The following is a 24,303-nucleotide window of genomic DNA, read 5'->3' as shown; positions in this document are numbered from 1 at the left end:
AGCGCGGAGAGGACAAAGCGCGGCGAACAGAAAGGGAAGGGTAATCTTATGAGAAAACAGACTGGAACACGGATCGCATCGATGCTGCTTGCAGGAATGATGATGACTTCACTGGCGGCCTGCGGCGGTTCTGCGGCGGCAACGACAGCAGCGGCAGCGGATTCAAAAGCAGAGTCCAAGGCTGAGACCGCGGCGGAAGCGGCAGAATCCAAGAGTGAGGAGACAAAGGCAGCGGATGCCGGCTCCGCCTCGCTTCCGGACGCATCCGGTGATCCGCAGGTCACATTCCAGGTAACCAATACGCATGCCGGCGCGCAGATTCAGGATAAGACGATGGATATGCTGATCGAGCTGGCGGACAAATATTCCGGCGGAACCATCAAGGGGACCAAGATTGAGGCCGGATCCCTTGGCGGCGAGCGTGAGGAGACGGAAATGATCCAGCTCGGCACGCTGGAGTGCGGACTGATTTCCGATATGGGTATCGACTCCGCCATCGGCGGACTCGGATGGGCATGGCTTCCGTATATGCTGACCGATTACGATCAGGTTGACCAGTATTACATCAACGGATGGATCGGCGAGGAGCTGACCAAACAGATGGCCGCGCAGGGCATTGTCCGCGTCGCTGCCACCGAGAATGCTTTCCGTGAGTGCGGAAACGTGAAGAAGGCAATCAAATCCATGGATGATATCAACGGCATGAAGATCCGTGTTCCGGAGACCCAGGCGGTTCAGGATTTCTACACCGCAATCGGAGCAATCCCGGCGGCGATCGCGACATCCGAGACGCTGGCGGCACTGGAGCAGGGCACGGTTGACGGCGTGGACAACTCCATCTCCAACATGGATTCCATGGGCGTTATGGAGCGGCTGAAATACATCACGATCATGAACTATATGTATTCCGGCGCGTCCATTGTTACTTCCGAGGATTTCTGGAACGGAATGACCGAGGCGCAGCAGGCATGTTTCAAACAGGCAGCGACCGAAGCCGGCGCATACATGCGCAAAGAGATGCGTGCGGCAACCGACAAGATTCTGGAAGAGGGTCAGAAGAACGGTTCCTTTGAGGTATATGAAGTAGAAAAGGGAAGCGATTTCTACAATGCGCTGAAGGAGAAGGCGGTTGCTCTCTGGGATTCCTATTCCAAGCAGTACGACGCATCCATCATCGAGAAGATCAAGAAGGATTTCTCCGTCTGATGAGTCTGGGCTCCGGAAATCCGCCGGGCGGGAGGTTTCCCGGTATGAGGGATTTTCTGACAGTATGCTGCACGGAGAGATGACTTGGGGGAATGGCTGCACGGCAGCCGGAAATACGCTCATGATCCGCTCTGCCGGGTCATGAGCGGGTATCCGATGATACCGTACGGAGGGAAAGGAAATGAAGATGGCAAAATATGATTCGGCCCGGAAGTTCGAGCATGGCATCACGAAACTGGAGGATTTCTTCCTGTTTGCCGCTCTGATCGTTTTGACGGGAAGTATCCTGATTCAGATTATCGGGCGCTACGTTCTCCGGATTCCGACGCCATGGTGCGAGGAACTGGCCCGGTATTTATTTATCGCACTGACCTATGTGGGTTCCGGCCGTGCATTTATCAACGGCGGCCATATCGGAATCGATCTGGTTGACACGCTGGTGGAGAAACATTCGAAGGAACCGGTCGGATTCATGAAGAAATTCAACCGGGTTTCCGTTCTGGTGACGGAGGCATTTATCATCTGCTTCGGCGTCATTTACATCCAGTATCTTCAGAAAATTGCGGCAAGACCGCAGGTATCGGCCAGTATGCACATCAATATGATGATCCCGATGAGCTTTGTACTGATCGGAATCCTGCTGATGATCTATCACAATATCTGCAGAATGTTCTATGACTATGAGGCCGGGGAGAAAGAGAAGGAGGGAGAGGAAGCATGAGTCCGTTTATATTATTACTTCTCTTCATCGCAGTGTTTATCGGTTTTGCGATGTTTGTCAAAGTCCCGGTCGGATATGCCATCGGCACCGCGACGCTGATTGTCATTCTGGTGGACAAGATCAAACTGGAAGCCATGGGCACCGTTGCATTCTCCGGTCTGGACAGTTTCCCGCTTCTGTCGGTTCCGCTGTTCATCTATGCCGGCATCATCATGCAGCACAGCGGCATTGCCAATGCACTCGTCAGCTTTATCAACTCTATCGTCGGACGTCTCCGCGGTTCTCTCGGGGCGGTCACGATTCTCACCAGTGCGGCTTTCGGTATTCTGACCGGTTCCTGCATGGCGACCATCAGCTGCATCGGCGGCATCATGATCCCGGAAATGAAGAAAAAGGGTTATTCGGACAGCTATTGTGCGGCGCTGGCGGCTGCCTCCAGCTTCCTCGGAATTCTGATTCCGCCGTCGGTTCCGGGCATCATGTACGGCCTGTGCGCTTCGGCCAGCATTTCGGCGGTATGGCTCAGCACGGTCGGACCGGCAATCCTCTGCATCCTGTTCTTCATGACCATCAACTATTTGAAGCAGGGCCGCAGGGAAGAGCGGGATACCAGTCACATCACGGCGGCACTGTATTTCAAGAACATCGGAACCTCATTTACAAAGTCACTTCCCGCACTGGTGATGCCGATCATCATTTTCGGCGGCATCTACGGCGGAATTTTTACGGCGACCGAGGCCGGCGCCGCGGCAGTCGGATACGGACTGATCTTCTATTTTGTAAAATTCCTCACCAGGAGAGAGGATCTGGATTCCAGCTTCTATAAGATGACGGTTGCAGCGGCGGTTTCCACCGCGACGATCTGCATCCTGATCGGTTTTTCGAACTGCTCCGGACGTATCATCTCCATGATCGGTATTTCCACCGCAATCAAGAATTTCGTGACAGCGCATATCTCCAGCCCATACATCTTTCTGGTATTTGCCAATGTGATCTTCCTGATCTGCGGTATGCTGATTGACATCAACGCGGCGATTCTTCTCATTGTGCCGCTTCTTCTTCCGACCGCGACCGCAATGGGCATTGACACCATTCATTTCGGCGCGATCATTCTGGTCAACCTGAGTGTCGGCTTCATCACCCCGCCGTTCTGCTCGTCGGTATTCATGGCGCAGAAGATTGCGGGGGCGAGATATACGGACATCATCAAAGATGTACTTCCGTTCGTATTTGCCGCGCTCATCGTAGTTATTCTCACGACTTACGTTCCTGCTGTTTCCACCTTCATTCCCAACCTGGCAGCAGGATGATAAGTACCTCATAAGAGCACCCATATGCAGAACGCCCCTGCGCCGGAAAACGGTACAGGGGCGTTCACGTTATGTCGCCGGAAAAGCGGACGAAATGCAGTTCCGTATTTGAAACGGACGAAATGCTGCTCCGTATTTGGAACGGATGAAATGCTGTTCCGTGTTCGAAAAAGAGAGATTACCAGGAGAGAACCTCGTGTCCGTCCTCGGTGACGAGAACCTGAATCTCCCACTGTGCGGAAGGAAGCCCGTCCTCGGTGTAGACGGCCCAGTTGTCGCCGTCACTGGTGTATACATCTGCGCGGCCCATGTTGACCATCGGCTCGATGGTGAACATCATGCCCGGAACAAGGAGCATGCCGGTGCCGCGTCTTCCGCGGTAGCCGACCCACGGATCCTCGTGGAATTCCAGGCCGACACCGTGCCCGCCGATCTCGCGGACCACATTGAAGCCGTTGGATTCAACGTGCTTCTGCACGGCCTCCGCCATGTCGCCCATAAAGCCCCAGGGTTTCACCTGTTCCAGGCCCTTGTAGACCGCTTCCTTGGTGACATCCACAAGCTTTTTCTTTTCCGGGGAAACCTCTCCGATGCAGAACATGCGGGAAGAGTCGGAAAAATAGCCGTCAAGGATGGAGGAGCAGTCAACGTTGATGATGTCGCCGTCCTTCAGGATGATGTCCTTGGACGGGATGCCGTGGCAGACCTGCTCGTTGATGGAGGTGCACACGCTCTTCGGATAGCCCTCGTAGTTCAGGTCGGCCGGAACTGCGCCCATGTCGTAGGTGATCTTGTTGACCCAGTCGTTGATCTCTTCGGTGGAGATGCCGGCCCTGATGTGCTGCTCGACATAGTCGAGAACGGCGATATTGACCTTGCAGCTGGCTTTGATCTTTTCGATCTGGGCCGGTGTCTTCAGCAGTTTGTGATCCGGAACAAGATAGCCTCTGCGCTCAAAATCTTCGATCTTCTGATCGAAAGCCAGATGGCACTGCTTGTATTTTTTGCCGGAACCGCACCAGCAGGTATCGTTTCTTCCCGGTCTGTTCATGATGATCTTCCTTTCTTCTCTATGGCGGATGACGGTATTGATTTCCGTATGACAGAATGCACACCGGCGCGGATACGCCGTAACCGGTGTGATCGGTCGGGTATCGTATTCAAAATCGTTGGCGTCCGGCGGAAAACCGATTGTCTGAGTGCGGCGATCCGTCGGATTTCCGTGAAAGAGTCTAACACAGAGATATCAAAAAAGCAACGAAACGAAGGTGCGGCGCGGCTTCCGATTTTGATCGCTTCTGTGTATAATGAGAAAAGTATGCGAAGATGAAACGGCAGTTTCAGAAATGAGCAGAATCCATGAAAAAAACGCAAACCGGAAGGAGGAAAAGGGATGCATAAGACGGAAGAAGAGATAAGGCCGGAAAACGGCTCCGCCCGCGGACCGCTCCAGCAGCTGATCTATAAGATGTTTGTCACCATCCCGCCGATCGTTGAGCGGATGAACGGCTGGTGTGTCGCGTTTCTTCTTCTGGTGGCGGCGACGGCGGTGTCGGCATTTTTCTTTGAACATATGGAGAACCCCACGGCCAACATCGCGCTGGTCTATGTGGTGGCAGTCTTTTTTGTCGCACGAACCACAAAGAATTACCGTTACGGTCTGGCGGCCAGCTTCGCGGCGGTCATCGCCGTAAACTATTTTTATACCTTCCCGTACAATCAGATTAACTTTACGATGACGGGATATCCGATGACCTTCCTTGCGATGTTCTCGATTTCCAGCGTGACGAGTGCCATGATCACGAATATGAAGGAGCAGGCGCAGGCACTGCAGGACCGTGAAAAGAAGCTGATGGAAGCGGAGAAAGAGCGCATGCGCGCGAATCTTCTCCGGGCGGTCTCCCACGATCTCCGGACGCCGCTCACCAGTATTATCGGTTCCAGCACCGTCTATCTGGAAAATGGCGGCGACATGACGGAGGAACAGAAGAACGGGCTGATCCGCCACATCCGGGAAGATTCGGACTGGCTGCTGAACATGGTGGAGAATCTGCTTTCCGTCACCCGCATCAACAGCGACAACGCGGCGAAGGTGAACAAGAAGCCGGAACCGGTGGAAGAGGTGCTGGAAGGTGCCATTGCCCGGCTGAAAAAGAGGATCCCATGGGCAAAAGTCCGTGCCAGACTTCCGGAAGAATTTTATATGATCCCGATGGATGCCATTCTGATCGAGCAGGTGCTGATCAATCTGATGGAGAATTCCATCGTGCATTCCGGAACGAAGCAGGCCATCGATGTGACGGTGGAATCCGACGGGGAAGGTATCATTTTCCATGTGCGGGATTACGGCGTGGGAATCCCGCCGGAGCGGATCCGGACCATTTTTGACGGCACGACGTCGGAGCCGAACAACACCGGAGATGTGCGAAAAGGGATGGGAATCGGGCTCTCGATCTGCAAGGCGATCGTGCGGGCCCATGACGGTGAGATCTGGGTGCGGAATATGGAACCGGGGGCGGAATTCAGCTTCCGTCTGCCGCGGGGACAGTATAAGACAGATGAGGATGATGGATCATGAGTCAGAAACTGGAAGTACTTATCGTAGAAGATGAGAAGAATATATGCGATTTTATCACGACGTTCCTGAGCGCGGAGGGGTGCCACACGGAGACGGCCACAAAGGGAAAAGAGGCGGTGTCCATGATTGCCTCCCATGCGCCGGATGTGGTCCTGCTGGATCTCGGACTTCCGGATATCGACGGAATGGAAGTGATTGAGAAAGTCCGCGAGTGGAGCAGCGTCCCGATCATCGTGATCAGTGCCAGAACCCAGGAGGACGAAAAGGTCCGCGCGCTGGACGCGGGAGCGGACGACTATCTCAGCAAGCCCATCGGAACGGGTGAACTGATGGCCCGGATCCGCACGGCACTTCGCCACAGCAACCGGCTGAAGACCGGTGCCGAGCTCTATACGAAGCCGTTTCACGCCCGGGATCTCACCATCGATTTCGAGAAGCATCTGGTGTTGAAGGGAGATGAACCCATCCATCTGACACAGATCGAGTTCCGGATCATTGCCCTTCTCGCGCAGAACGGAGGGAGAGTGATGACGTATGACGCCATCATCAGGGCGATCTGGGGCCCCTATGCGGACGGTGACAACAGTATTCTCCGGGTCAATATGGCACATATCCGCCGCAAACTGGAGAGCAATCCGGCCGAGCCGGAGTACGTCTTCACCGAGATGGGGATCGGATACCGCATGATTGAGGATGAGTCGGCCGTGTGATATAATACGTTGGATGTTTTGGAGGAACGGACGATGTTCCGAATATGATAAATGAGGAAATAATACAATGAAAGATACAGCACTTGTGATCATGGCTGCGGGGATCGGAAGCCGTTTCGGCGGAGGAATCAAGCAGCTGACTCCGATGGGCCCGAACGGCGAGATTATCATGGATTATTCGATCCACGATGCGATGGAGGCAGGGTTCAACCGGGTCGTGTTTATTATAAGAAAAGATCTGGAAGCTGATTTTAAGGAGATCGTCGGTGACCGCATCGCGAAGATCATTCCGGTTGCCTATGCCTATCAGGAGGTGGATGATCTTCCGGAGGGGTACACCGCACCGGCGGAGAGGAACAAACCCTGGGGAACCGGTCATGCGGTTCTGGCGGTCCGCGGCATTGTCCATGAGCCGTTCCTCGTGATCAATGCGGATGATTACTACGGAAAAGAAGGATTCCGCCGGATCCATGACTACATGGTCCATGAGATGGACGAGAACGCGGAATATATCGATATGTGCATGGGCGGCTTTATGCTCAAAAACACACTCAGCGAAAACGGCGGCGTGGCCCGCGGTGTCTGTGAGGTCCGGGAGGACGGAACACTCGCCAGAGTTACGGAGACATATAACATCCGCCGGACGGAACACGGCATGGAGGCGACGGATGCGGAAGGCAATCCGGTTGCGGTGCGGGAAGATCAGCACGTATCCATGAACATGTGGGGGCTGACCCCGCGCTTTCTGGATGTCCTTGCAGAAGGATTTCCGAAATTCCTCGACGGTTTGAGTGAGGAAGGAAGAAAAAAGGCGGAGTATCTTCTGCCGGCAATGATCGATGAGCAGATCCAGAACGGAACCGGTAGAGTCCGGGTACTGGAGACACCGGACCGCTGGTTCGGCGTAACATATAAAGAGGACAGGGAGAGCGTAACGGCGGCATTTGCCCGGCTGATCGCCGAAGGCGTCTACCCTGAAAAACTGTACAGCTGATGGAGAAAAAAACACAGATAGTGCTTGCCGCGGCCTGTGCGGTTACGGTGGCAGCTCTCGGAGCTGCGGCCTATGTCCGCGGGGCGAAGGCCGACAGCCGGAATAAAGATAACGGAGCAGTCTTTACTTCGGTGGCCGGCGGGCAGGTACCGGTGATCAGCTTCCAGTCCTGCGGCAGAGAAATGAACCCGACGTGCGGGTACACGGATCGGGAACGGGCAGATTCGGGACGTCCGGATCTGACGGTTCTGCCGGAAGACCGGAATCTGAAAATCTGGATTGACGGGCAGGACAGCGCAGTCACGTCCGCCCGCTATGAGATCCGCGAATCGGGGGTGGATCACCTGGTTGAGCGGACAGATATAAAAGAGATCAACAAAGACGGAGACGGCAGGCTCACGGCGTCCCTTCCGATTGAGAATCTGATCGCGGCGGGAAAAGAATACGATATGACGGTCATTCTGACCGGAACCGGCGGACAGGAGATCTACTACTGCACAAGAATTCTGCTTCCGGAGAAGTCGCCGGAGCAGGAAGAGGCCATGGTGAAGCTCGCCGAGGAGTTTTCGGAGAAGACCTTTGACAAGGCGGCGGCGACCTCTCTGACCACGTATCTGGAAGCAAATGAGATGGCGGACAACTCCTCTCTCGGCCACCAGACACTGAAGAATAATTTTGACATGCTGACCTGGCACAACACCGGAATGCAGCGGCCGGAGAAGGTGAATCTCCATCTCCGCGAACTGGCCGGGAATTTTGGGGTGGTCAGTCTGGATTATACCTCCTCAATCTCCGGTGATTCCGGGACCCGGTATTACGACGTGGAGGAGAGCTTTACCATGCGTCAGGGGACGGAGCGCGTCTATATGATGGACTATGACCGCACCGTCAATCAGGTGTTTAACGGAGCAGAGAGCGCATTTTCTGACTCCAGAATCTCTCTCGGAGTGTCCGACGGAACCGGGATTTCGGCGAAAGCCAGCGAATCCGGAAAGGTCCGGGCGTTTACGGTCAACGGCACGCTGTGGCTTCAGAATGCGGACAAGAGCAAGACCACGCAGGTTTGGAATTCCCGTGAGAAGGAGGAGGTCCGCCAGACCGGCGATGAGGATCATGCAATCCGTATCCTGAACGTGGATGATAAGGGAAATGTGGACTTTGCGGTTGCCGGATATATGACCGGCTACGGTCATGCAGGCAGTGTCGGTACCGGCATCTATCATTATGATGAGAACCGGTCGCTGTTGACGGAGCGCGTTTTCATCCCGTCCAATGAGGACACGGACGATCTTCTGGACGACACCGGAAAACTGATGAATCTTCCGGACAGCGACAGCCTGTATTTTCTGATGAACGGGACGCTGTATCATGTCGACTGCAGCGAGGGAACGAGTGAGGTCGTGGCGAGCGGACTCAATTCCGATAATTTCGCCGTGAGCAGCGATTCTTCAAAGATTGCATGGCAGAACGGCGACAGCTCCTGGTATGGCGACAGTCTGACCGTTATGAATTTTGCGAATGGCGAGAAGACACAGAAGGACCCGGAAGACGGCAGTGTGATCCGGCTCGTCGGTTTTGTGGGAGATGATCTCGTTTACGGACTCGGAAAATCGACGGATCTTCGGAAGTCGGACGGACGGATCATTGATTTCCCGCTCTATGCGGTTGAGATCGTGAATGACCGGATGGAAGTGGAGACGCGGTATCAGAAAGAGGGCATCGCCATGACGGGCGTGTTCATTCAGGACAGCCGTGTGCACCTGCAGAGAGCACAGAAGACGGCAGCCGGTCTCACACCCATCGATGAGGACACGCTGGTCTCGAATTCCGTCGAGAGCGGCGCCGGTGCCGGTTTTGGAACCTATAATGACGGTGTTATGGGCCGGAGTTACTATGTTTCGGTCACTCACGGAAACGCATGCGCGAAGATCCGGAAACCGGCGAAGCAGGAGGCACGCAGTGCCAATGTTGCCGCACCGGAATCGAATGCGGCACGGATGGATGTCTGGTACGCGTATGCCTGCGGAAAACGTCAGGGTGTGTACGTGGACTTTGCCGATGCGGTGAATGCGGCCTGGGACAGAATGGGACTTGTGACCGATCCGCAGGGCCGGATTCTCTGGGCGAGAGCGAACCGGAAATCCTCCGCGTCCATTTCCGCCACCGGCGGGGCGGTATCCGCCGCGAAAACGCATGTGGAGGACTTTATCAAAGGAAACCGCGGTTCCTCAGACGGAACGGTCTATCTGGACGGCCGGGGCCTTTCCCTCGGTCAGGTTTTGTACTTTGTGTCGAAAGGGCAGCCGGTGGCGGTAATCAGCCCGGACGGAAGCGTCGGATTTATCATTGCCTATGATCAGTTTGACAATGTGACCTATCTTCGCGGAGCCGGTACAGAGGGCGCGACAGCGGAGAAAATAGGAATCAACGATGCCACGCACTACTTCAGTACGCTCGGAAACAATTATATTTGTTTTGCAATTCCCTGAGGATTGTTATATAATACCCACCGAGTATACGCTAACAGAGGTGAAAAATGGGTCAATATATAATGAAAGGCGGCATTCCGCTCGTTGGTGATGTTACCATCAGCGGTGCAAAGAATGCTGCGCTCGGCATTCTGGCCGCGGCGGTCATGACGGATGATGATGTCCTGATCGAGAATCTGCCGGATGTTCGAGATATCAATGTCATGATTGAGGCATTGGCTGAGATCGGGGCCGGGGTCGATCGAATCGACCGCCACACCGTCCGCATTCATGCGGGCACGATCCGTCAGTTCAGTGTCGATGATGAATATATTCGTAAAATCCGCGCATCCTACTATTTCCTGGGAGCTCTTCTCGGCAAATACAGAAGTGCGCAGGTTCCGCTTCCGGGCGGCTGCAATATCGGAAGCCGTCCGATCGATCTTCACTTGAAGGGATTCAGAGCGCTGGGCGCGGAAGTCCGGATCGAGAACGGTATCGTGTTTGCGCAGGCTGATGAACTGAGGGGCAGCCACATTTACCTGGATGTCGTGTCGGTCGGTGCGACCATCAATATCATGATGGCAGCGGCGCTGGCGGTCGGTGAGACGATCATTGAGAACCCGGCAAAGGAGCCGCACGTCGTTGATGTGGCGAACTTCCTGAACAGCATGGGTGCCAATATCAAGGGAGCCGGTACGGATGTCATCCGCATCCGCGGTGTGAAATCCCTTCACGGAACGGAGTATTCCATCATTCCGGATCAGATCGAGGCCGGTACCTTTATGTGTGCGGCGGCGATCACCAGAGGTGATGTCACCGTTCAGAATGTCATTCCGAAGCATCTCGAGGCAATCAGTGCAAAGCTCGTTGAGCTTGGCTGTGAGGTGACGGAATTTGACGAGGCGGTCCGTGTAGTCGGCCGCTCCAGACAGAATCACATGAATATCAAGACGCTTCCGTATCCGGGATTTCCGACGGATATGCAGCCGCAGATCACGGTGACGCTGGCACTCGCACAGGGAACCAGCATTGTTACGGAGAGCATTTTCGAGAATCGCTTTAAGTACGTGGATGAGCTGGCCAGAATGGGCAGCAGTATCCATGTCGAGGGAAATTCCGCGATCATTACGGGCGTGGAAAAGCTGACCGGCGCGGATGTCATCGCACCGGATCTGCGCGCGGGCGCAGCCCTTGTTCTGGCGGGGCTTGCCGCAGACGGTTATACCTGCGTGGATGAGATCGGCTTTATTCTGAGAGGGTATGAGTGCTTCGATCAGAAACTTCAGGGACTCGGTGCCTGCATCGAGCTGGTGGATTCTGACAGAGAAGTTCAGAAGTTCCGCATGAAAGTGGTCTGAGGAGAGTTTCCGGCCATTGACAGCAGAACCGACAATTCAATCACTGAGGCGGTGAGGAATCGCTGCCTCGAACGGCCGCCGGCATATGCCGGCGGTTTTTTCATTTCATTCGGAAATTTCTCCAGGCGTAACATTTTCCTGTTTTTTCGGGGAAATGCATAAGACAACAACCGGATTCCGCCGGAAAAAGCGGAAAACTTGACAGTAAAAAAATACTGTGTTATAAAGTATATCCGGTCTGCCGATATATACAGCAGATTTACAATTGCATACTATAGATTATCCCTTATTCAGAGTGATGGAGATACAGAGGATCGATGAAGTCACGGCAACCCCGTTGGTCTGCACATCAATAGTCAGTGTACGGACGGAAGCGGAAGGTGCCAACCTGAGCGCGGAATGAATGATGAAGCGAGCAATAAGAGGATTTGATTTGACGTAAATGATAATCAGGTCCGCACTCGCGGACCTGATTTTTTCGTTTCATAGGAAATTTCTCCGAAATTCCCTATGAAACAAAACGCTCCGCGAGGATGCGCACGCCGCTGTAAGGAAGCCACACAGAAAACGCTGGAAGGCCCTTTGACCGGGCAGTGTCGAGCATAGTGGATTTGCGTTCAGGGATTCTTATGAATAGGGCGTTGTTTCAGAAAGGACATAAACAAAAATGGAGAGAAGATTATTTACATCTGAATCGGTAACCGAAGGACATCCGGACAAAATGTGCGACCAGATTTCCGATGCAATTCTGGATGCCATGCTGGCACAGGACCCGATGAGCCGTGTTGCCTGCGAGACCGTAACCACAACCGGTATCGTTGCTGTTATGGGTGAGATCACCACAAAGGCAAATGTAGACATTCAGAAGATTGTCCGCGATACCGTCCGCAAGATCGGATACACCAGCTCCGATATGGGCTTTGACGCAGACAGCTGTGCGGTACAGGTTATCCTGGATCACCAGTCTGCCGACATCGCCATGGGTGTAGACAAGGCGCTGGAAGCCCGCGAGAACGAGATGAACGATGCCGAGCTCGACGCGATCGGCGCCGGCGATCAGGGTATGATGTTCGGATTTGCTACCAACGAGACCCCGGAGCTTATGCCGTATCCGATTGCGCTTGCACACAAGATGGCAAGAAGACTGACAGAGGTAAGAAAGAACGGAACCCTCGCGTATCTTCGCCCGGACGGCAAGACACAGGTTACCGTAGAGTATGACGAGAACGGCAAGCCGGCCCGCATTGACGCCGTAGTCCTCTCCACACAGCACTCTGCGGATGTTTCTCAGGAGACCATCCATAAAGACATCAAAAAGTATGTGTTCGATGAGGTGATTCCGCAGGATATGGTGGATGAGAACACCAAGTATTTCATCAACCCGACCGGCCGCTTCGTTATCGGCGGACCGAACGGAGACAGCGGTCTTACCGGCCGCAAGATCATCGTTGATACCTACGGCGGTGCCGCAAGACACGGCGGCGGCGCATTCTCCGGAAAGGACTGCACCAAGGTTGACCGCTCCGCAGCGTATGCTGCCCGCTATGTTGCCAAGAACATTGTTGCGGCAGGTCTGGCGGACAAGTGTGAGATCCAGCTCTCCTATGCAATCGGTGTTGCGCATCCGACATCCATCATGATCGATACCTTTGATACCGGAAAACTCTCCGAGGAGAAACTGGTTGAGATCGTTCGCGAGAACTTCGATCTTCGTCCGGCCGGCATCATCCGTATGCTTGACCTTCGCCGCCCGATCTACGAGCAGACCGCAGCTTACGGTCATTTCGGCCGCACTGATATCGAGCTTCCGTGGGAGCAGACCGATAAGGCAGAGACGCTGAAGAAGTATCTCGGCTGAGAAAACCGTTAAAATATATCATTTTTCAAATTATCAGCAGGCCGTCGTACCGGAAATCCGGTGCGGCGGCTTTGTGTATGTATTTGCCTCTTCTTCCGTGGTAAAATATTTCCATACGAGGCAAATCGGAGGTAAAACCCATGAAGATAAAGACCCAGCTCATGCTCACGTTCTTTACGGCAACCGTGGTTCCTCTTCTTCTGATCGTGCTGATGGTCGCCGGAATGATGCGGTATCAGCTGCATGTGATTGAGGAGACCTACGGAGTTGAGGGCCAGTATGATATGCTCCTCGGCGATTCCACCCAGCTTCTCAGCCGCATGACGCAGACGACGGCCCGGGCGGTGGCGGATACGACAAAGAGTTCGCCGGATACCCTGATGGACAAGAGTTACCTTGATACGGTCAATGATCAGCTGTCCAAAATCTTTTCCGGCATCATCGTCCGGCAGAATAACCGGATTATATACAACGGATACAGGGAAGATACCCTGACGATCGCCGATCTTCCGGATTTTCAGGATCCGAGTCAGAATACCGGCGCAGGATTCTATATCGACGGCGCGAAAGCCAATATGCTCAAACAGATTGACTTCCGCTTTACCGACGGCGCTTACGGATCCGTTTTTATCGTGACAAGCCTTTCCGGTCTGATTCCGTTAATCCGTCAGATGTTCTGGCAGATGATTCTGATGGCAATCATGATCATGGTTCTGGCCGGCATGTTCCTGACCACATGGCTGTTCCGCACGATCCTGCAGCCGATCTCGAAACTGCAGGAGGCGACCAAGCAGATCCGGGACGGAAACCTTGATTTCACATTGGAAGTGCAGAGCGACAATGAGATTGGCCTTCTCTGTCAGGATTTCGAGGACATGCGGATTCGACTGAAGGAATCCGCCGAGGAAAAAGTGGAAAATGAGCGCGAGAGCCGCGTGCTCATCCGCAATATATCCCATGATCTGCGAACGCCGCTGACGGCGATCAAGGGATATGTCGAGGGGATCCGGGACGGAATTGCGGATTCACCGGAGAAACTGGACAGGTACCTTCGCACCATCTACAATAAAACCAACGACATGGATCACCTGATCGATGAGCTGACACTGTATTCACGCATCGACACCAACCGTATTCCGTACAACTTTGTGAAGGTGCGGGTCAATGATTACTTCCGCGACTGCAGTGAGGAAGTCGGCGTGGATATGGATGCCAGAGGGGTGGAATTCTCCTACGGATCCAATGTGGCGGACAATGTGAAAGTCATTTTGGACCCGGAGCAGATGAAGCGCGTCGTTAACAATATCATCGGAAACTCTCTGAAATACATGGATAAAAAGCCCGGGCGCATCACGATCCGGATTCTGGACAAGGGTGATTTCATCCAGACGGTGATCGAAGATAATGGTGTCGGAATCCCGAAGGAAGATCTCCGAAAAATTTTTGAGCGGTTCTACCGCACGGACAAATCGCGGAATTCCAAGCGTGGCGGCAGCGGAATCGGGCTTTCGATCGTGAAGAAGATCATCGAAGACCATGGTGGCCGGATCTGGGCGACCAGCGACGAGAACAAAGGAACCGCCATGCACTTTGAACTCCGGAAAGCGGAGGATGAGGAGAAATATGCTTCGGATTCGGAGCAGACAGATGAAGGAGGAAATGGGAAATGAGCAACATTCTTGTGATAGAGGACGAGGAGAGCATCGCGGAGCTGGAGCGGGATTATCTGGAGATCTCCGGTTTTTCGGTTGAGATTGAGAATACCGGCGAAGGCGGACTTGAGCGTGCGCTGCGGGATGATTTTGACTTGATTCTGCTGGATCTGATGCTTCCGGGAATCGACGGCTTTGAGATCTGCCGTCAGATTCGCGAGAAGAAGAATACTCCTCTGATCATCGTGTCGGCGCGGAGAGACGATATCGACAAGGTTCGCGGACTCGGCCTCGGCGCGGACGACTATATCACAAAGCCGTTCAGCCCGAGCGAGATGGTTGCCCGGGTGAAAGCGCATCTGGCGCGGTATGAGCGCCTGATCGGCACCGGCCATCCGGAAAACGAGATCATTGAGATCCGCGGACTTCGCATTGACCGCACCGCCCGCAGAGTCTGGGTGAACGGAAAGGAGACAAACTTTACGACCAAGGAGTTTGATCTTCTGACATTCCTGGCATCCAACCCGAATCATGTATACACCAAGGAAGAACTCTTCCGGGAGATCTGGGGCATGGAGTCTCTGGGAGATATCGCCACCATCACGGTTCACATCAAGAAGATCCGCGAGAAGATCGAGACCAACACCGCGAAACCGCAGTATATCGAGACGATCTGGGGCGTGGGCTATCGGTTCCGTGTCTGAGAGATGGCACATAATCAGAGATGGCAACTAATTTTTAAGGCACAGATGCAGAAAGAAGGACATCCGAAGGCGTAAACACAGCCGGGGATGTCCTTCTTTTTTGAAAGAAAGATGGAATTTAATCGTCTCGAAAATCAAAAAGCTGTTTTGGTTTGATTTCTGACAGGATTCTCAGCAGGAAATGCAATCCGCAATTCTCAGATGGAAGCGGAGATGAAGATATCGTAGATTGCCTTTACGGCCGTCTCGAAGTCTTCATTGCGCACGCCGATGATGATGTTCAGCTCACTGGAACCCTGATCAATCATCTTGACGTTGACGCGGGCATGAGCCAGCGCGGAGAAGATTCTGCCGGCGGTGCCGCGGGCACTCTTCATGCCGCGGCCGACAACCGCGATCAGGGCGAGATCCGACTCCAGCTCGATGGAATCCGGATGTACGGCGCGGTGGATGCCGCTGATGACCTGCTGTTCCTTGTTCACGAACTCATCCTGATGGATGAAGACCGTCATCGTATCGATGCCGGACGGGATGTGCTCGAAGGAGAGGCCAAGATCCTCAAATACGCTCAGAACCTTGCGGCCGTAGCCGATCTCCGCATTCATCATTGCCTTCTCGGTTGTGATGGAGCAGAAGCCCTTCTTGCCGGCGATGCCGGTAATGGTGTAATGCGGCTTACGGCAGGTGTTCTCGACGATCAGAGTGCCCGGATCCTGCGGACGGTTGGTATTCATGATGTGGATCGGAATTCCCTCTTTTCGTACCGGGAAGATCGCATCCTCATGAAGAACGCTTGCACCCATGTAGGACAGCTCGCGGAGCTCACGGTAGGTGATGGTATCGATCGGGAGCGGATCCTCGACGATGCGCGGGTCGGTAACCAGAAAACCGGAAACGTCGGTCCAGTTTTCATAGACATCGGCGCGAACAGCGCGCGCGACGATGGAACCCGTGATGTCGGAACCGCCGCGGGAGAAGGTGTGGATGCTTCCGTCCGGAAGAGAACCGTAGAATCCCGGGATGACGGCATTGTCCATGGTGGAAAGCCGTTCAGCGAGCTCCTCGTTGGTCTTTTCGGAATCAAAATTGCCGTTTTCATCGAAGAAAATGACATCGGCCGCATCGATGAACTCGTAACCGAGATAGTTTGCCATGATGATGCCGTTCAGATATTCTCCGCGGGAAGCGGCATAGTGACGGCCTGCTTTCGCGTTGAAATTCTCTTCGATCTTTTTGAATTCAAAGTCCAGATTCAGGTTGAGGCCGAGACCTTCGATGATGGAGTTGTAGCGGTCCTGAATGGTCTGGAAAATCTTTCCGTAGGGCTGACCGCTTTCCACCGCGTCATAGCAGCGGTAGAGAAGATCGGTTACCTTGTCATCGGTCTTGGTGCGTTTTCCCGGAGCAGACGGAACGACAAAACGTCTGGAGCGGTCGGCGCGGATGATATCGCCGACTTTCTGGAACTGCTTGCTGCTTGCTAAGGAGCTTCCCCCGAATTTCACAACTTTGATCATATTCAGCCTCGTTTCTTCCTTTTAAAATATTGATCAATGGGCATAATCTTCATTCTTGTCGATCAGCCACTCCACTCCCGGGAAATACCGGAAATAGACTTTGCCGATCAGCTTGTCCCGTTTGACGAACTTGTTTTTCCACCGGCGGGAGTCGTTGGAGTAATTGCGGTTATCTCCGAGCATGAAGTAGGATCCCTCCGGCACAGTGAAGTGCATCGGTGCCTCCTCCATCATATCTTCCGCGATGTACGGTTCATTCAGCGGAGTATCGGAGCCGTTCAGATAAACCTTTCCGTTCACGATATCCACGGTGTCGCCGGGCATGCCCATGATTCTCTTGACATAATAGGTACGGATTCCCTTTTCCTCATCGTCCGGATAAACAAAGATGGCGATGTCGCCGCGTTCCGGTTCCCCGAAGGTATAGGTGAGCCGGAGTCCCATAACGCGGTCGCCCGGCAGGATGGTATTCTCCATGGATCCTGTCGGTACGGTGCTGTTGGCGATGATGAAATGGTTCAGGAAAAATGCGATTGCCGCGGCACAGAGAAGCATCTCCACCCAGCTCAGCAGTTCCTTCCAGAATCCGTTCCCGCTTGGTTCCGGTTTTTTTCGGGATGTATGGTCCCCATCCGTAACATTTTCTGGAGTGTTCTGTTCACTCCGCATGTTGTCGTCCATTTTATCACACTTTCTTTAACGGTTTAAGCCGTGAAATCAACTGTTATAACAGAAGTTATAACGGGATCGGGTGAAAAGTTATACAATTATAAAGTGTAAGATAACTTACATGAATAAGCAAGATTTTTTTGTTGTTTCAAATCGTCATGAAATATTGTATTATATTGACATGGAAAGTAAAGCGGAGGCCATGTAAAACTCAAAATCGGGAGGCAGACATATGGATGGAAAGTTGTATGATCTGATGGACTGGAAAGCAATTGAGGAAATTACATATTCGGAGTCTTCTGACCCGCATCGGATCCTGGGCGCGCACCGAAAGAAAAAGGGTACACTGGTGCAGGCGTATCTTCCGACAGCAAGGGGAATCTCTGTCTGCCTGAATGGGAGCAGAAAGAAATATCCGATGGAACTCGTGGATGAGAGCGGTTTCTTTGCGGTTTTCATTCCGCTTGCGGACATCGGAACCTATCATTATGAAGTTCTGTTTGACAACGGAACCCTCTGCGATATGTGCGATCCATATGCGTTCCCTGCGCAGATTAAAGACGGCGACCTGAAAAAGTTCAGTGCCGGAACTCATTATGAGATCTGGAAGATTCTGGGCGCGCATCCGAAGACCGTGGATGGTGTGGACGGCGTTGATTTTGCGGTCTGGGCACCGTGCGCGATGCGCGTGTCGGTGGTCGGAGATTTTAACCTCTGGGACGGCCGGCGTCATCAGATGAGACGTCTGGGCGATTCCGGAGTTTTTGAGCTGTTCATCCCGGGACTGAAGGCAGGGGACCTTTATAAATTTGAAATTAAGAATCACAACAGTGCGCCGTTCCTGAAGGCCGATCCGTATGCAAATCAGACGGAGATGCGCCCGAAGACGGCGTCCGTTGTCTGCAGTGCCGATCCGTTCCACTGGACCGATGACAAATGGATGGCGGAACGGAAAAGACACAGTCAGGATGAGCTTCCGATGGCGGTCTATGAGGTCCATCTGGGATCCTGGAAGCGGAAAGATGCAGAGGGAAGTGAGGCGGAAAAGGCATATCTCGGCACGGAATTCTATAATTACCGGGAGATCGCCCATGACCTTGCGGCATATGTGAAGGATATGGGATACACTCATGTCGAACTCCTTCCGGTGATGGAGCATCCGCTGGACGCCTCCTGGGGATACCAGACGACCGGTTATTATGCACCGACAAGCCGGTTCGGAACGCCGGACGATTTCCGGTACTTCGTCAACTATATGCACTCGAAGGGTATCGGTGTCATTCTTGACTGGGTTCCGGCACATTTCCCGCGCGATGCCTGGGGAATGGCACAGTTTGACGGAACCTGCGTCTATGAACATGCAGATCCGAGACAGGGTTGTCATCCGGACTGGGGTACACTCATCTTCAATTACGGCCGTCCGCAGGTATCCAACTTCCTGATCGGAAGTGCGCTGTACTGGACCGAAGAGTTCCATGCCGATGGACTTCGCTTCGATGCGGTTGCGTCCATGCTGTACCTCGACTACGGAAGAAAGCCGGGCGAGTGGGTGGCCAATATCTATGGCGGTAATGAGAATCTTGAAGCGGTGGAATTCCTGAAGCATCTGAATTCGGTCTTCCGGGAGCGCGAAAAGGGCGCAGTCCTGATCGCGGAAGAGTCCACTGCATGGCCGAATGTCACCGGCGACGTGAAGGAGAATTCTCTCGGTTTCCATTACAAATGGAATATGGGATGGATGAACGACTTCCTGCGTTATATGCAGTGTGATCCGTATTTCCGCCACAGCCGGTACAATGATCTGACGTTCAGCATGATCTATGCGTACAGCGAGAAGTTCATTCTCCCGCTCAGTCATGACGAGGTCGTTCACGGAAAGGGATCTCTGGTGAACAAGATGCCGGGGGCGACGCTGGAGGAAAAGTATGCGGAGCTTCGTGCCGCATACGGATTCATGACCGGACATCCGGGAAAAAAGCTCCTTTTCATGGGACAGGAATTCGGTCAGATGGATGAATGGAGTGAAGAACATTCCCTTGAGTGGGACCTGTTAGAGTACCCGATCCATAAAAATACGCAGAATTATGTACGGGATCTGAACAAATTGTACCGGAAGCATTCGGCACTTTGGAAAAAAGACTTCGATTCTGACGGTTTTGAGTGGATAAACTGTATGGATGCGGAGCAGAATATTGTCGTATTCATCCGAAAGACGGATGACCCGGCAGAAACGCTGCTGTTTGTCTGCAATTTTGCGCCGGTGGCACATAAGAAGTTCCGTGTCGGCGTTCCGTTTGCCGGAAAATTCAAGGAAATCTTCGGAAGTGAAGACGCACGGTACGGCGGCCCCGGTCTCGGCAATCCGAGGTCGAAGACATCAAGGAAAGAAGCATGGAACGGCCGGGAGGACTCGATCGAAGTGGATGTTCCGGAACTGGCTGTCATGATCTTCAGCTGCACCCCGACGGAAGCGCCAAAGAAACTTTCCGGAAGAACAAAGAAGACCGGCGGCGGATCGACTGCGGAGACTGTCGATGCGATGCCGAAGGCGGAAGCTGCGGATGATGAATCGGCGGCGGAAGTGATCCTTGCAACAGTGGAGTCCGCAACGGATACGGTAAAAAAGGCAGCGGATAAAGTCGCAAAGACGGCAAAGAAGAAGGCGGCCGACGCCGGAAAGACCGCGGACAGGATCGCGGAGACGGCGAAGAAGAAGGCGGTCTATGTTTTAAAGACCGCGGACAGGATCGCGGAGACGGCGAAGAAGAAGGCGGCCGAGGCCGGAAAGACCGCGGACAGGATCGCGGAGACGGCGAAGAAGAAGGCGGCCGACGCCGGAAAGACCGCGGACAGGATCGCGAAGAAAGCGAAGAAAAAGGCGGCCGACGCCGGAAAAGCGGCCGATAAGATTGCACAGAAGGCGAAGAAAAGTGTCATCAGAGAGAACGAAGAATCCGACGGAGCGAAGTAACTTCACATACCTTCTCCGGTGTGCGGACGGAACGCTCTACTGCGGATGGACCAATGATTTGGAGCACCGGCTGAAAGCTCACAATTCCGGCCGGGGAGCCAAATACACCAAAAGCCGAAGACCGGTGACACTGGCCTATTATGAAGCTTTTGAAACCAGAAACGAGGCGATGCGCCGCGAGGCGGCCATAAAAAAACTGACGAAAGACGAGAAAGAGAATCTGGTCCGCGAGGGCGGAGCGGAAGTCGAGTCCGGACGGAGGGGCCGCAAAGCGGTAATCGGAGAAGAATATCAGGAGGAAGAGAAATCGGATGTTTGACGGAAAAGAATATGTCTATGCAGTATATAAGGAGAAGAGCTTTTCCAAGGCGGCGCAGAAGCTGTATATTTCCCAGCCGGCGCTGAGTACGGCGATCAAGAAAGTAGAGAAGAAGATCGGAAAACCCATCTTTGACCGCAGTACCAATCCGATCAGTCTGACTCCGAGCGGAGAGATCTATATCGAGGCGATCGAGAAGCTGTTCTCGCTGGAACAGAACACGGTCAATCAGCTGAACAATCTGAACGGACTGATCGCCGGAAGCCTGAAACTCGGCGGAACAAACTTCTACACTTCATTTATCCTGCCGAGGATGCTGAGCGATTTTTCGCATACCTATCCGAAGATCAAGATTGAACTGGTGGAGGGAACGACACAGCAACTGGTGGAGAAGCTGCTCAGCGAGGATCTGGATCTCATCCTGGACAATACCGAATTCGGCGACCGGAATTATCAGAAATATTATTATGATTCCGAACACATCCTTCTGGCAGTGCCCCGCAGCATGGAAATCAACGAGCGGCTTGCGGACTACCGGCTGACGCAGGATGAGGTTCGCACCGGCAGAAACAACGAGCCGGACTGCCCGGAACTGCCGCTGGAAAAGATGGAAGACACGCCGTTTGTCATGCTGAAGGACGAGAACAATCTCTATCAGCGCGCGATGGCGATGGCGCAGATGCACAATTTCCAGCCGCAGATCATTCTGAAACTGGACAGTGTGGTTTCCGCGTTCAATATGGCCTGCTCCGGTATCGGTGCGGCCTTTATTCCGGATGGCCTGGCAAAGCACATCGCATATGATGTGCCGCTGTATTTCTATCGCCTGGATGAAAAACTTTCCCTTCGCCGCATTCATTTTGTGAAGAAGCGCAACAAATACATGACCCGCGCGATGGAAGAATTTATACGGATCGCGGTTGGTGACGAAGTATATGAGACGGTGTCCTCGGAGGAGACCGAATAAGGAATCAGACAAGTATGCCCCCGTCTGAAACGCCGCCTGCGGCGTTGGACAGGGGCATAATCGTGCATTAGGAGAATCCCATGAAATATGAAGGAATATTATACCGGCCGCCGAGTGAGGCGAGAAGCCTGATCCTGCAGGTGACCATCGGATGTGCGCATAATACCTGCACATTCTGCAATATGTACAAGGAGAAAAAATTCCGTGTCCGGAGTCTGGAGGAGATCTTTCGGGACATTCAGGAACTGGAGGATGATGGATACGGTCCGTATTTCCGCAAGGCGTTCCTCGCGGACGGCGATGCCCTGATGATGAAGACGGAGGACCTCGTGAAGATCATGAACCGGATTCATGCGGCATTTCCCTTTGTGAACCGGATTTCATCGTACGGAACCGCAAAGGATATTCTGAACAAGACCGAAGAGGAGCTGATCGCGCTCCGGGACGCCGGTCTCGGCCTGGTCTATGTGGGAGCGGAATCGGGAGACGACGAGATTCTTCGCTACATCCATAAAGGCGTGACCGCGGAGGAGATCATCCGGGCGGGGCAGAAACTGAAAAAATGCGGCATCGGCACATCGGTGACGCTGATCTCCGGTCTCGGCGGGCGCGGTAAAGTCCGCGTTCACGCGGAGGCGTGCGCGGATCTGATCTCAAAGATGAACCCGGAATACGCATCCTTTCTGACGCTCCGTCTGTATGAAGGGACAGAGATGTACGATGATGTGGTGAGCGGCCGGTTCGAGCGGATCACGCCGGACGAGATCATGGATGAGATGGAGATATTCCTGAAAAAGGTGGACTCTCCGGGAACGGTGTTCCGCACCAACCATGCATCGAACTACGTGATCCTTGCGGGAGATCTGAACGATGACATTCCGGAGATGCTGGAACAGGTTGCCACGGCGAGAGAAAAACATCTGTACCGGAGATTCCGGGAGACCGGCGACCTGATGTAGGCGAAAAGGCCCCGCTTCTTGCAAGAATGCGGGCTTTAGGGTAAGATGTTGATACAAATGGAAGGACACAGGAATATGTCTGCGGCCGCGAATCCGGCGTGCCGCACATTCTGAGGTCCGGGCTGTGAGAATATACGGCTGAAAAGAAACCATATGAGGAGAGGAAGACATGTTTTTTATCGGGGGAGTGAATCAGGGCATTCAGACATTGTCATATCTGAGAGATATTCTGTGTCCGAAATGCGGGAAAAAAGCCCGAGGGGACGTATATGTGATCTACTGGTACTTCAGCTTCTTCTTTATTCCCCTGTTTAAATGGGGAAAACACTATTTCGTCCGGATGAAATGCTGTCATGCGGTGTATGAGATCGACCCGGTGCGCGGAAGAGCGCTGGAGCGGGGCGAGGACATCGACATTGATCCGGAGGATCTGGCTTTTGTCGGATATATGAACGGGAAGAACCCGATTTATGGATACGGCGGAATGTTTGGAGACGAGCCGGACGATACCGGCCGCCGCGATTATTCCCGGCAGGCGGAAAACAGCGCGTGCTGTCCGGACGGATCCTGCGCGGCGGGCCGGTCCGACCGGAACGGACAGGTGTCCGGGGCGGCGGTGTCCTCCGCCGGTTCTTCAAAAGAAGACGGATACGGGCGGACAGAAAAAACGGAAGAACCGGCAGAAACACAGGATTTCTCCGGAAACGCGGATACTGCCGGGAATGCGGATGCTGCCTGGGATGCGGACACTGTATGGAACACGGAGACGGAGAATCCTGCGGCGGGAGAAAACCGCTTCGGAAAGGGAAGCTCCGGCACGGATAATGCAGAGGCAGAGCCGGAGAAATCGGCGATTCCGGACCGGATTCCGCGCTACTGCAGCACCTGCGGCACCGAACTTTTCGAGGGGATGCGCATCTGTCCGAAATGCGGCAGAAAGCTGAACTGGTACAAAACGGAGAGATAAGCACTGTTAACATTAAGTTTTTATTTCATAGGAATTTCTCCGAAATTCCCTATGAAATAAAACGCTCCGCGAGGATGCGCACGCCGCTGTAAGGAAGCTGTCACCTAACGGTGACCAGCGGCGGCGCGCAAAGTCCGCGGGGCTCCCCTCAGGACTGAGGGGATAGGGGAGCCGAAGTCCGCTTGCGGACTTTGTTCTAGAAAGAAACAGATTCTTAAGGAGGAAAAAGCATCATGATCGAGACAGGAATCAAGGGCAGACAGGAGACGATCGTTACCGAGGAAAATTCCGCGAAGGCAGTCGGAAGCGGAACACTGCTGGTGTTTGCGACACCGGCGATGATCGCTCTGATCGAAGAGACAGCATGGAAAT

General features: G+C 53.6%; 19 protein-coding genes and 1 riboswitch. Of the genes, 16 read left to right on the top strand and 3 right to left on the bottom strand.

Features of this window, described 5'->3' with window-relative positions; all coding sequences use genetic code 11:
• Nucleotides 1-48 precede the first annotated feature (48 nt).
• The 3 genes from BMW41_RS09990 to BMW41_RS09980 all read left to right on the top strand — a co-directional run bounded on the left by BMW41_RS09990 (nucleotide 49) and on the right by BMW41_RS09980 (nucleotide 3,237).
• On the top strand, nucleotides 49-1,206 hold the full coding sequence (locus BMW41_RS09990) for a TRAP transporter substrate-binding protein (protein ID WP_074649952.1): 1,158 nt from the start codon (nucleotides 49-51) through the stop codon (nucleotides 1,204-1,206).
• Nucleotides 1,207-1,387: 181 nt separating this feature from the next.
• Nucleotides 1,388-1,927 (top strand): TRAP transporter small permease, encoded by a 540-nt coding sequence (locus tag BMW41_RS09985; RefSeq protein ID WP_083378884.1) that lies wholly within the window; start codon nucleotides 1,388-1,390, stop codon nucleotides 1,925-1,927.
• Nucleotides 1,924-3,237: a TRAP transporter large permease gene (locus BMW41_RS09980; protein ID WP_074649950.1), complete on the top strand. Its 1,314-nt coding sequence runs from the start codon at nucleotides 1,924-1,926 to the stop codon at nucleotides 3,235-3,237. Before BMW41_RS09985 ends, BMW41_RS09980 begins: the two co-directional genes overlap by 4 nt.
• Before the next feature lie 178 nt (nucleotides 3,238-3,415).
• Here BMW41_RS09980 and BMW41_RS09975 read toward each other — a convergent pair whose 3' ends face one another.
• Nucleotides 3,416-4,288, bottom strand: a complete 873-nt coding sequence (locus tag BMW41_RS09975) for a methionyl aminopeptidase (RefSeq protein ID WP_074649949.1) — start codon at nucleotides 4,286-4,288, stop codon at nucleotides 3,416-3,418.
• Nucleotides 4,289-4,630: 342 nt separating this feature from the next.
• Here BMW41_RS09975 and BMW41_RS09970 point away from each other — a divergent pair, with 342 nt between their 5' ends.
• The 8 genes from BMW41_RS09970 to BMW41_RS09935 all read left to right on the top strand — a co-directional run bounded on the left by BMW41_RS09970 (nucleotide 4,631) and on the right by BMW41_RS09935 (nucleotide 15,562).
• The gene (locus tag BMW41_RS09970) at nucleotides 4,631-5,815 is read left to right on the top strand and encodes a sensor histidine kinase (RefSeq protein ID WP_083378883.1); all 1,185 of its coding nucleotides are present in this window, start codon (nucleotides 4,631-4,633) and stop codon (nucleotides 5,813-5,815) included.
• Complete coding sequence (locus BMW41_RS09965; RefSeq protein ID WP_074649948.1) at nucleotides 5,812-6,525, top strand: response regulator; 714 nt, start codon at nucleotides 5,812-5,814, stop codon at nucleotides 6,523-6,525. The genes BMW41_RS09970 and BMW41_RS09965 overlap by 4 nt, the downstream gene beginning before the upstream one ends.
• 67 nt (nucleotides 6,526-6,592) lie before the next feature.
• Nucleotides 6,593-7,519, top strand: a complete 927-nt coding sequence (locus tag BMW41_RS09960; protein ID WP_074649947.1) for a nucleotidyltransferase family protein — start codon at nucleotides 6,593-6,595, stop codon at nucleotides 7,517-7,519.
• Entirely contained in the window at nucleotides 7,519-10,008 is a 2,490-nt protein-coding gene (locus tag BMW41_RS09955) for a hypothetical protein (RefSeq protein ID WP_074649946.1), read from the top strand. Before BMW41_RS09960 ends, BMW41_RS09955 begins: the two co-directional genes overlap by 1 nt.
• 47 nt (nucleotides 10,009-10,055) lie before the next feature.
• The gene (locus tag BMW41_RS09950; RefSeq protein WP_074649945.1) at nucleotides 10,056-11,348 is read left to right on the top strand and encodes a UDP-N-acetylglucosamine 1-carboxyvinyltransferase; all 1,293 of its coding nucleotides are present in this window, start codon (nucleotides 10,056-10,058) and stop codon (nucleotides 11,346-11,348) included.
• 283 nt (nucleotides 11,349-11,631) lie between these two features.
• A riboswitch (SAM riboswitch) is annotated at nucleotides 11,632-11,773 on the top strand.
• A gap of 242 nt (nucleotides 11,774-12,015) precedes the next feature.
• Complete coding sequence (metK, locus tag BMW41_RS09945; protein WP_031471943.1) at nucleotides 12,016-13,206, top strand: methionine adenosyltransferase; 1,191 nt, start codon at nucleotides 12,016-12,018, stop codon at nucleotides 13,204-13,206.
• A 140-nt stretch (nucleotides 13,207-13,346) separates the two neighbouring features.
• Nucleotides 13,347-14,876, top strand: coding sequence for a sensor histidine kinase (locus BMW41_RS09940; protein WP_074649944.1), 1,530 nt, complete (start codon nucleotides 13,347-13,349; stop codon nucleotides 14,874-14,876).
• On the top strand, nucleotides 14,873-15,562 hold the full coding sequence (locus BMW41_RS09935) for a response regulator transcription factor (RefSeq protein ID WP_074649943.1): 690 nt from the start codon (nucleotides 14,873-14,875) through the stop codon (nucleotides 15,560-15,562). Before BMW41_RS09940 ends, BMW41_RS09935 begins: the two co-directional genes overlap by 4 nt.
• Nucleotides 15,563-15,759: 197 nt before the next feature.
• Here BMW41_RS09935 and BMW41_RS09930 read toward each other — a convergent pair whose 3' ends face one another.
• Nucleotides 15,760-17,079 carry an aspartate kinase gene (locus BMW41_RS09930; protein ID WP_031471940.1) on the bottom strand — a complete coding sequence of 440 codons (1,320 nt, stop codon included), beginning with the start codon at nucleotides 17,077-17,079 and terminating at the stop codon, nucleotides 15,760-15,762.
• Nucleotides 17,080-17,112: 33 nt separating this feature from the next.
• Nucleotides 17,113-17,760, bottom strand: a complete 648-nt coding sequence (lepB, locus tag BMW41_RS09925; protein ID WP_278280347.1) for a signal peptidase I — start codon at nucleotides 17,758-17,760, stop codon at nucleotides 17,113-17,115.
• Between the two features lie 220 nt (nucleotides 17,761-17,980).
• Here lepB and glgB point away from each other — a divergent pair, with 220 nt between their 5' ends.
• The 5 genes from glgB to BMW41_RS09900 all read left to right on the top strand — a co-directional run bounded on the left by glgB (nucleotide 17,981) and on the right by BMW41_RS09900 (nucleotide 23,931).
• On the top strand, nucleotides 17,981-20,719 hold the full coding sequence (gene glgB / locus BMW41_RS09920; RefSeq protein WP_074649942.1) for a 1,4-alpha-glucan branching protein GlgB: 2,739 nt from the start codon (nucleotides 17,981-17,983) through the stop codon (nucleotides 20,717-20,719).
• Nucleotides 20,679-21,038: a GIY-YIG nuclease family protein gene (locus BMW41_RS09915; protein ID WP_074649941.1), complete on the top strand. Its 360-nt coding sequence runs from the start codon at nucleotides 20,679-20,681 to the stop codon at nucleotides 21,036-21,038. Before glgB ends, BMW41_RS09915 begins: the two co-directional genes overlap by 41 nt.
• Nucleotides 21,031-22,005: a LysR family transcriptional regulator gene (locus BMW41_RS09910; protein WP_074649940.1), complete on the top strand. Its 975-nt coding sequence runs from the start codon at nucleotides 21,031-21,033 to the stop codon at nucleotides 22,003-22,005. Before BMW41_RS09915 ends, BMW41_RS09910 begins: the two co-directional genes overlap by 8 nt.
• Before the next feature lie 80 nt (nucleotides 22,006-22,085).
• On the top strand, nucleotides 22,086-22,964 hold the full coding sequence (locus tag BMW41_RS09905) for a radical SAM protein (protein WP_031471937.1): 879 nt from the start codon (nucleotides 22,086-22,088) through the stop codon (nucleotides 22,962-22,964).
• A 169-nt stretch (nucleotides 22,965-23,133) separates the two neighbouring features.
• Nucleotides 23,134-23,931, top strand: coding sequence for a zinc ribbon domain-containing protein (locus BMW41_RS09900; protein WP_074649939.1), 798 nt, complete (start codon nucleotides 23,134-23,136; stop codon nucleotides 23,929-23,931).
• The last annotated feature ends 372 nt before the right edge of the window (nucleotides 23,932-24,303 follow it).

It is taken from the genome of [Clostridium] aminophilum (assembly GCF_900101295.1).
Classification (GTDB): Bacteria; Bacillota; Clostridia; order Lachnospirales; family Lachnospiraceae; genus Clostridium_R; species Clostridium_R aminophilum_A.
Note: the sequence above shows the minus strand (reverse complement) of the source record. Positions and strands in the feature narration are given on the sequence as shown.

Bases quoted from the DNA above. Each gene is read 5' to 3' on its own strand.
- BMW41_RS09940 (WP_074649944.1), top strand. From the start codon at position 13,347: ATGAAGATAAAGACCCAGCTCATGCTCACGTTCTTTACGGCAACCGTG.
- BMW41_RS09960 (WP_074649947.1), top strand. From the start codon at position 6,593: ATGAAAGATACAGCACTTGTGATCATGGCTGCGGGGATCGGAAGCCGT.
- BMW41_RS09900 (WP_074649939.1), top strand. From the start codon at position 23,134: ATGTTTTTTATCGGGGGAGTGAATCAGGGCATTCAGACATTGTCATAT.
- BMW41_RS09965 (WP_074649948.1), top strand. From the start codon at position 5,812: ATGAGTCAGAAACTGGAAGTACTTATCGTAGAAGATGAGAAGAATATA.
- BMW41_RS09990 (WP_074649952.1), top strand. From the start codon at position 49: ATGAGAAAACAGACTGGAACACGGATCGCATCGATGCTGCTTGCAGGA.
- metK (WP_031471943.1), top strand. From the start codon at position 12,016: ATGGAGAGAAGATTATTTACATCTGAATCGGTAACCGAAGGACATCCG.
- BMW41_RS09975 (WP_074649949.1), bottom strand. From the start codon at position 4,288: ATGAACAGACCGGGAAGAAACGATACCTGCTGGTGCGGTTCCGGCAAA.
- BMW41_RS09970 (WP_083378883.1), top strand. From the start codon at position 4,631: ATGCATAAGACGGAAGAAGAGATAAGGCCGGAAAACGGCTCCGCCCGC.
- BMW41_RS09930 (WP_031471940.1), bottom strand. From the start codon at position 17,079: ATGATCAAAGTTGTGAAATTCGGGGGAAGCTCCTTAGCAAGCAGCAAG.
- BMW41_RS09950 (WP_074649945.1), top strand. From the start codon at position 10,056: ATGGGTCAATATATAATGAAAGGCGGCATTCCGCTCGTTGGTGATGTT.
- BMW41_RS09985 (WP_083378884.1), top strand. From the start codon at position 1,388: ATGAAGATGGCAAAATATGATTCGGCCCGGAAGTTCGAGCATGGCATC.
- BMW41_RS09955 (WP_074649946.1), top strand. From the start codon at position 7,519: ATGGAGAAAAAAACACAGATAGTGCTTGCCGCGGCCTGTGCGGTTACG.
- BMW41_RS09910 (WP_074649940.1), top strand. From the start codon at position 21,031: ATGTTTGACGGAAAAGAATATGTCTATGCAGTATATAAGGAGAAGAGC.
- glgB (WP_074649942.1), top strand. From the start codon at position 17,981: ATGGATGGAAAGTTGTATGATCTGATGGACTGGAAAGCAATTGAGGAA.
- BMW41_RS09905 (WP_031471937.1), top strand. From the start codon at position 22,086: ATGAAATATGAAGGAATATTATACCGGCCGCCGAGTGAGGCGAGAAGC.
- BMW41_RS09980 (WP_074649950.1), top strand. From the start codon at position 1,924: ATGAGTCCGTTTATATTATTACTTCTCTTCATCGCAGTGTTTATCGGT.
- BMW41_RS09935 (WP_074649943.1), top strand. From the start codon at position 14,873: ATGAGCAACATTCTTGTGATAGAGGACGAGGAGAGCATCGCGGAGCTG.
- lepB (WP_278280347.1), bottom strand. From the start codon at position 17,760: ATGGACGACAACATGCGGAGTGAACAGAACACTCCAGAAAATGTTACG.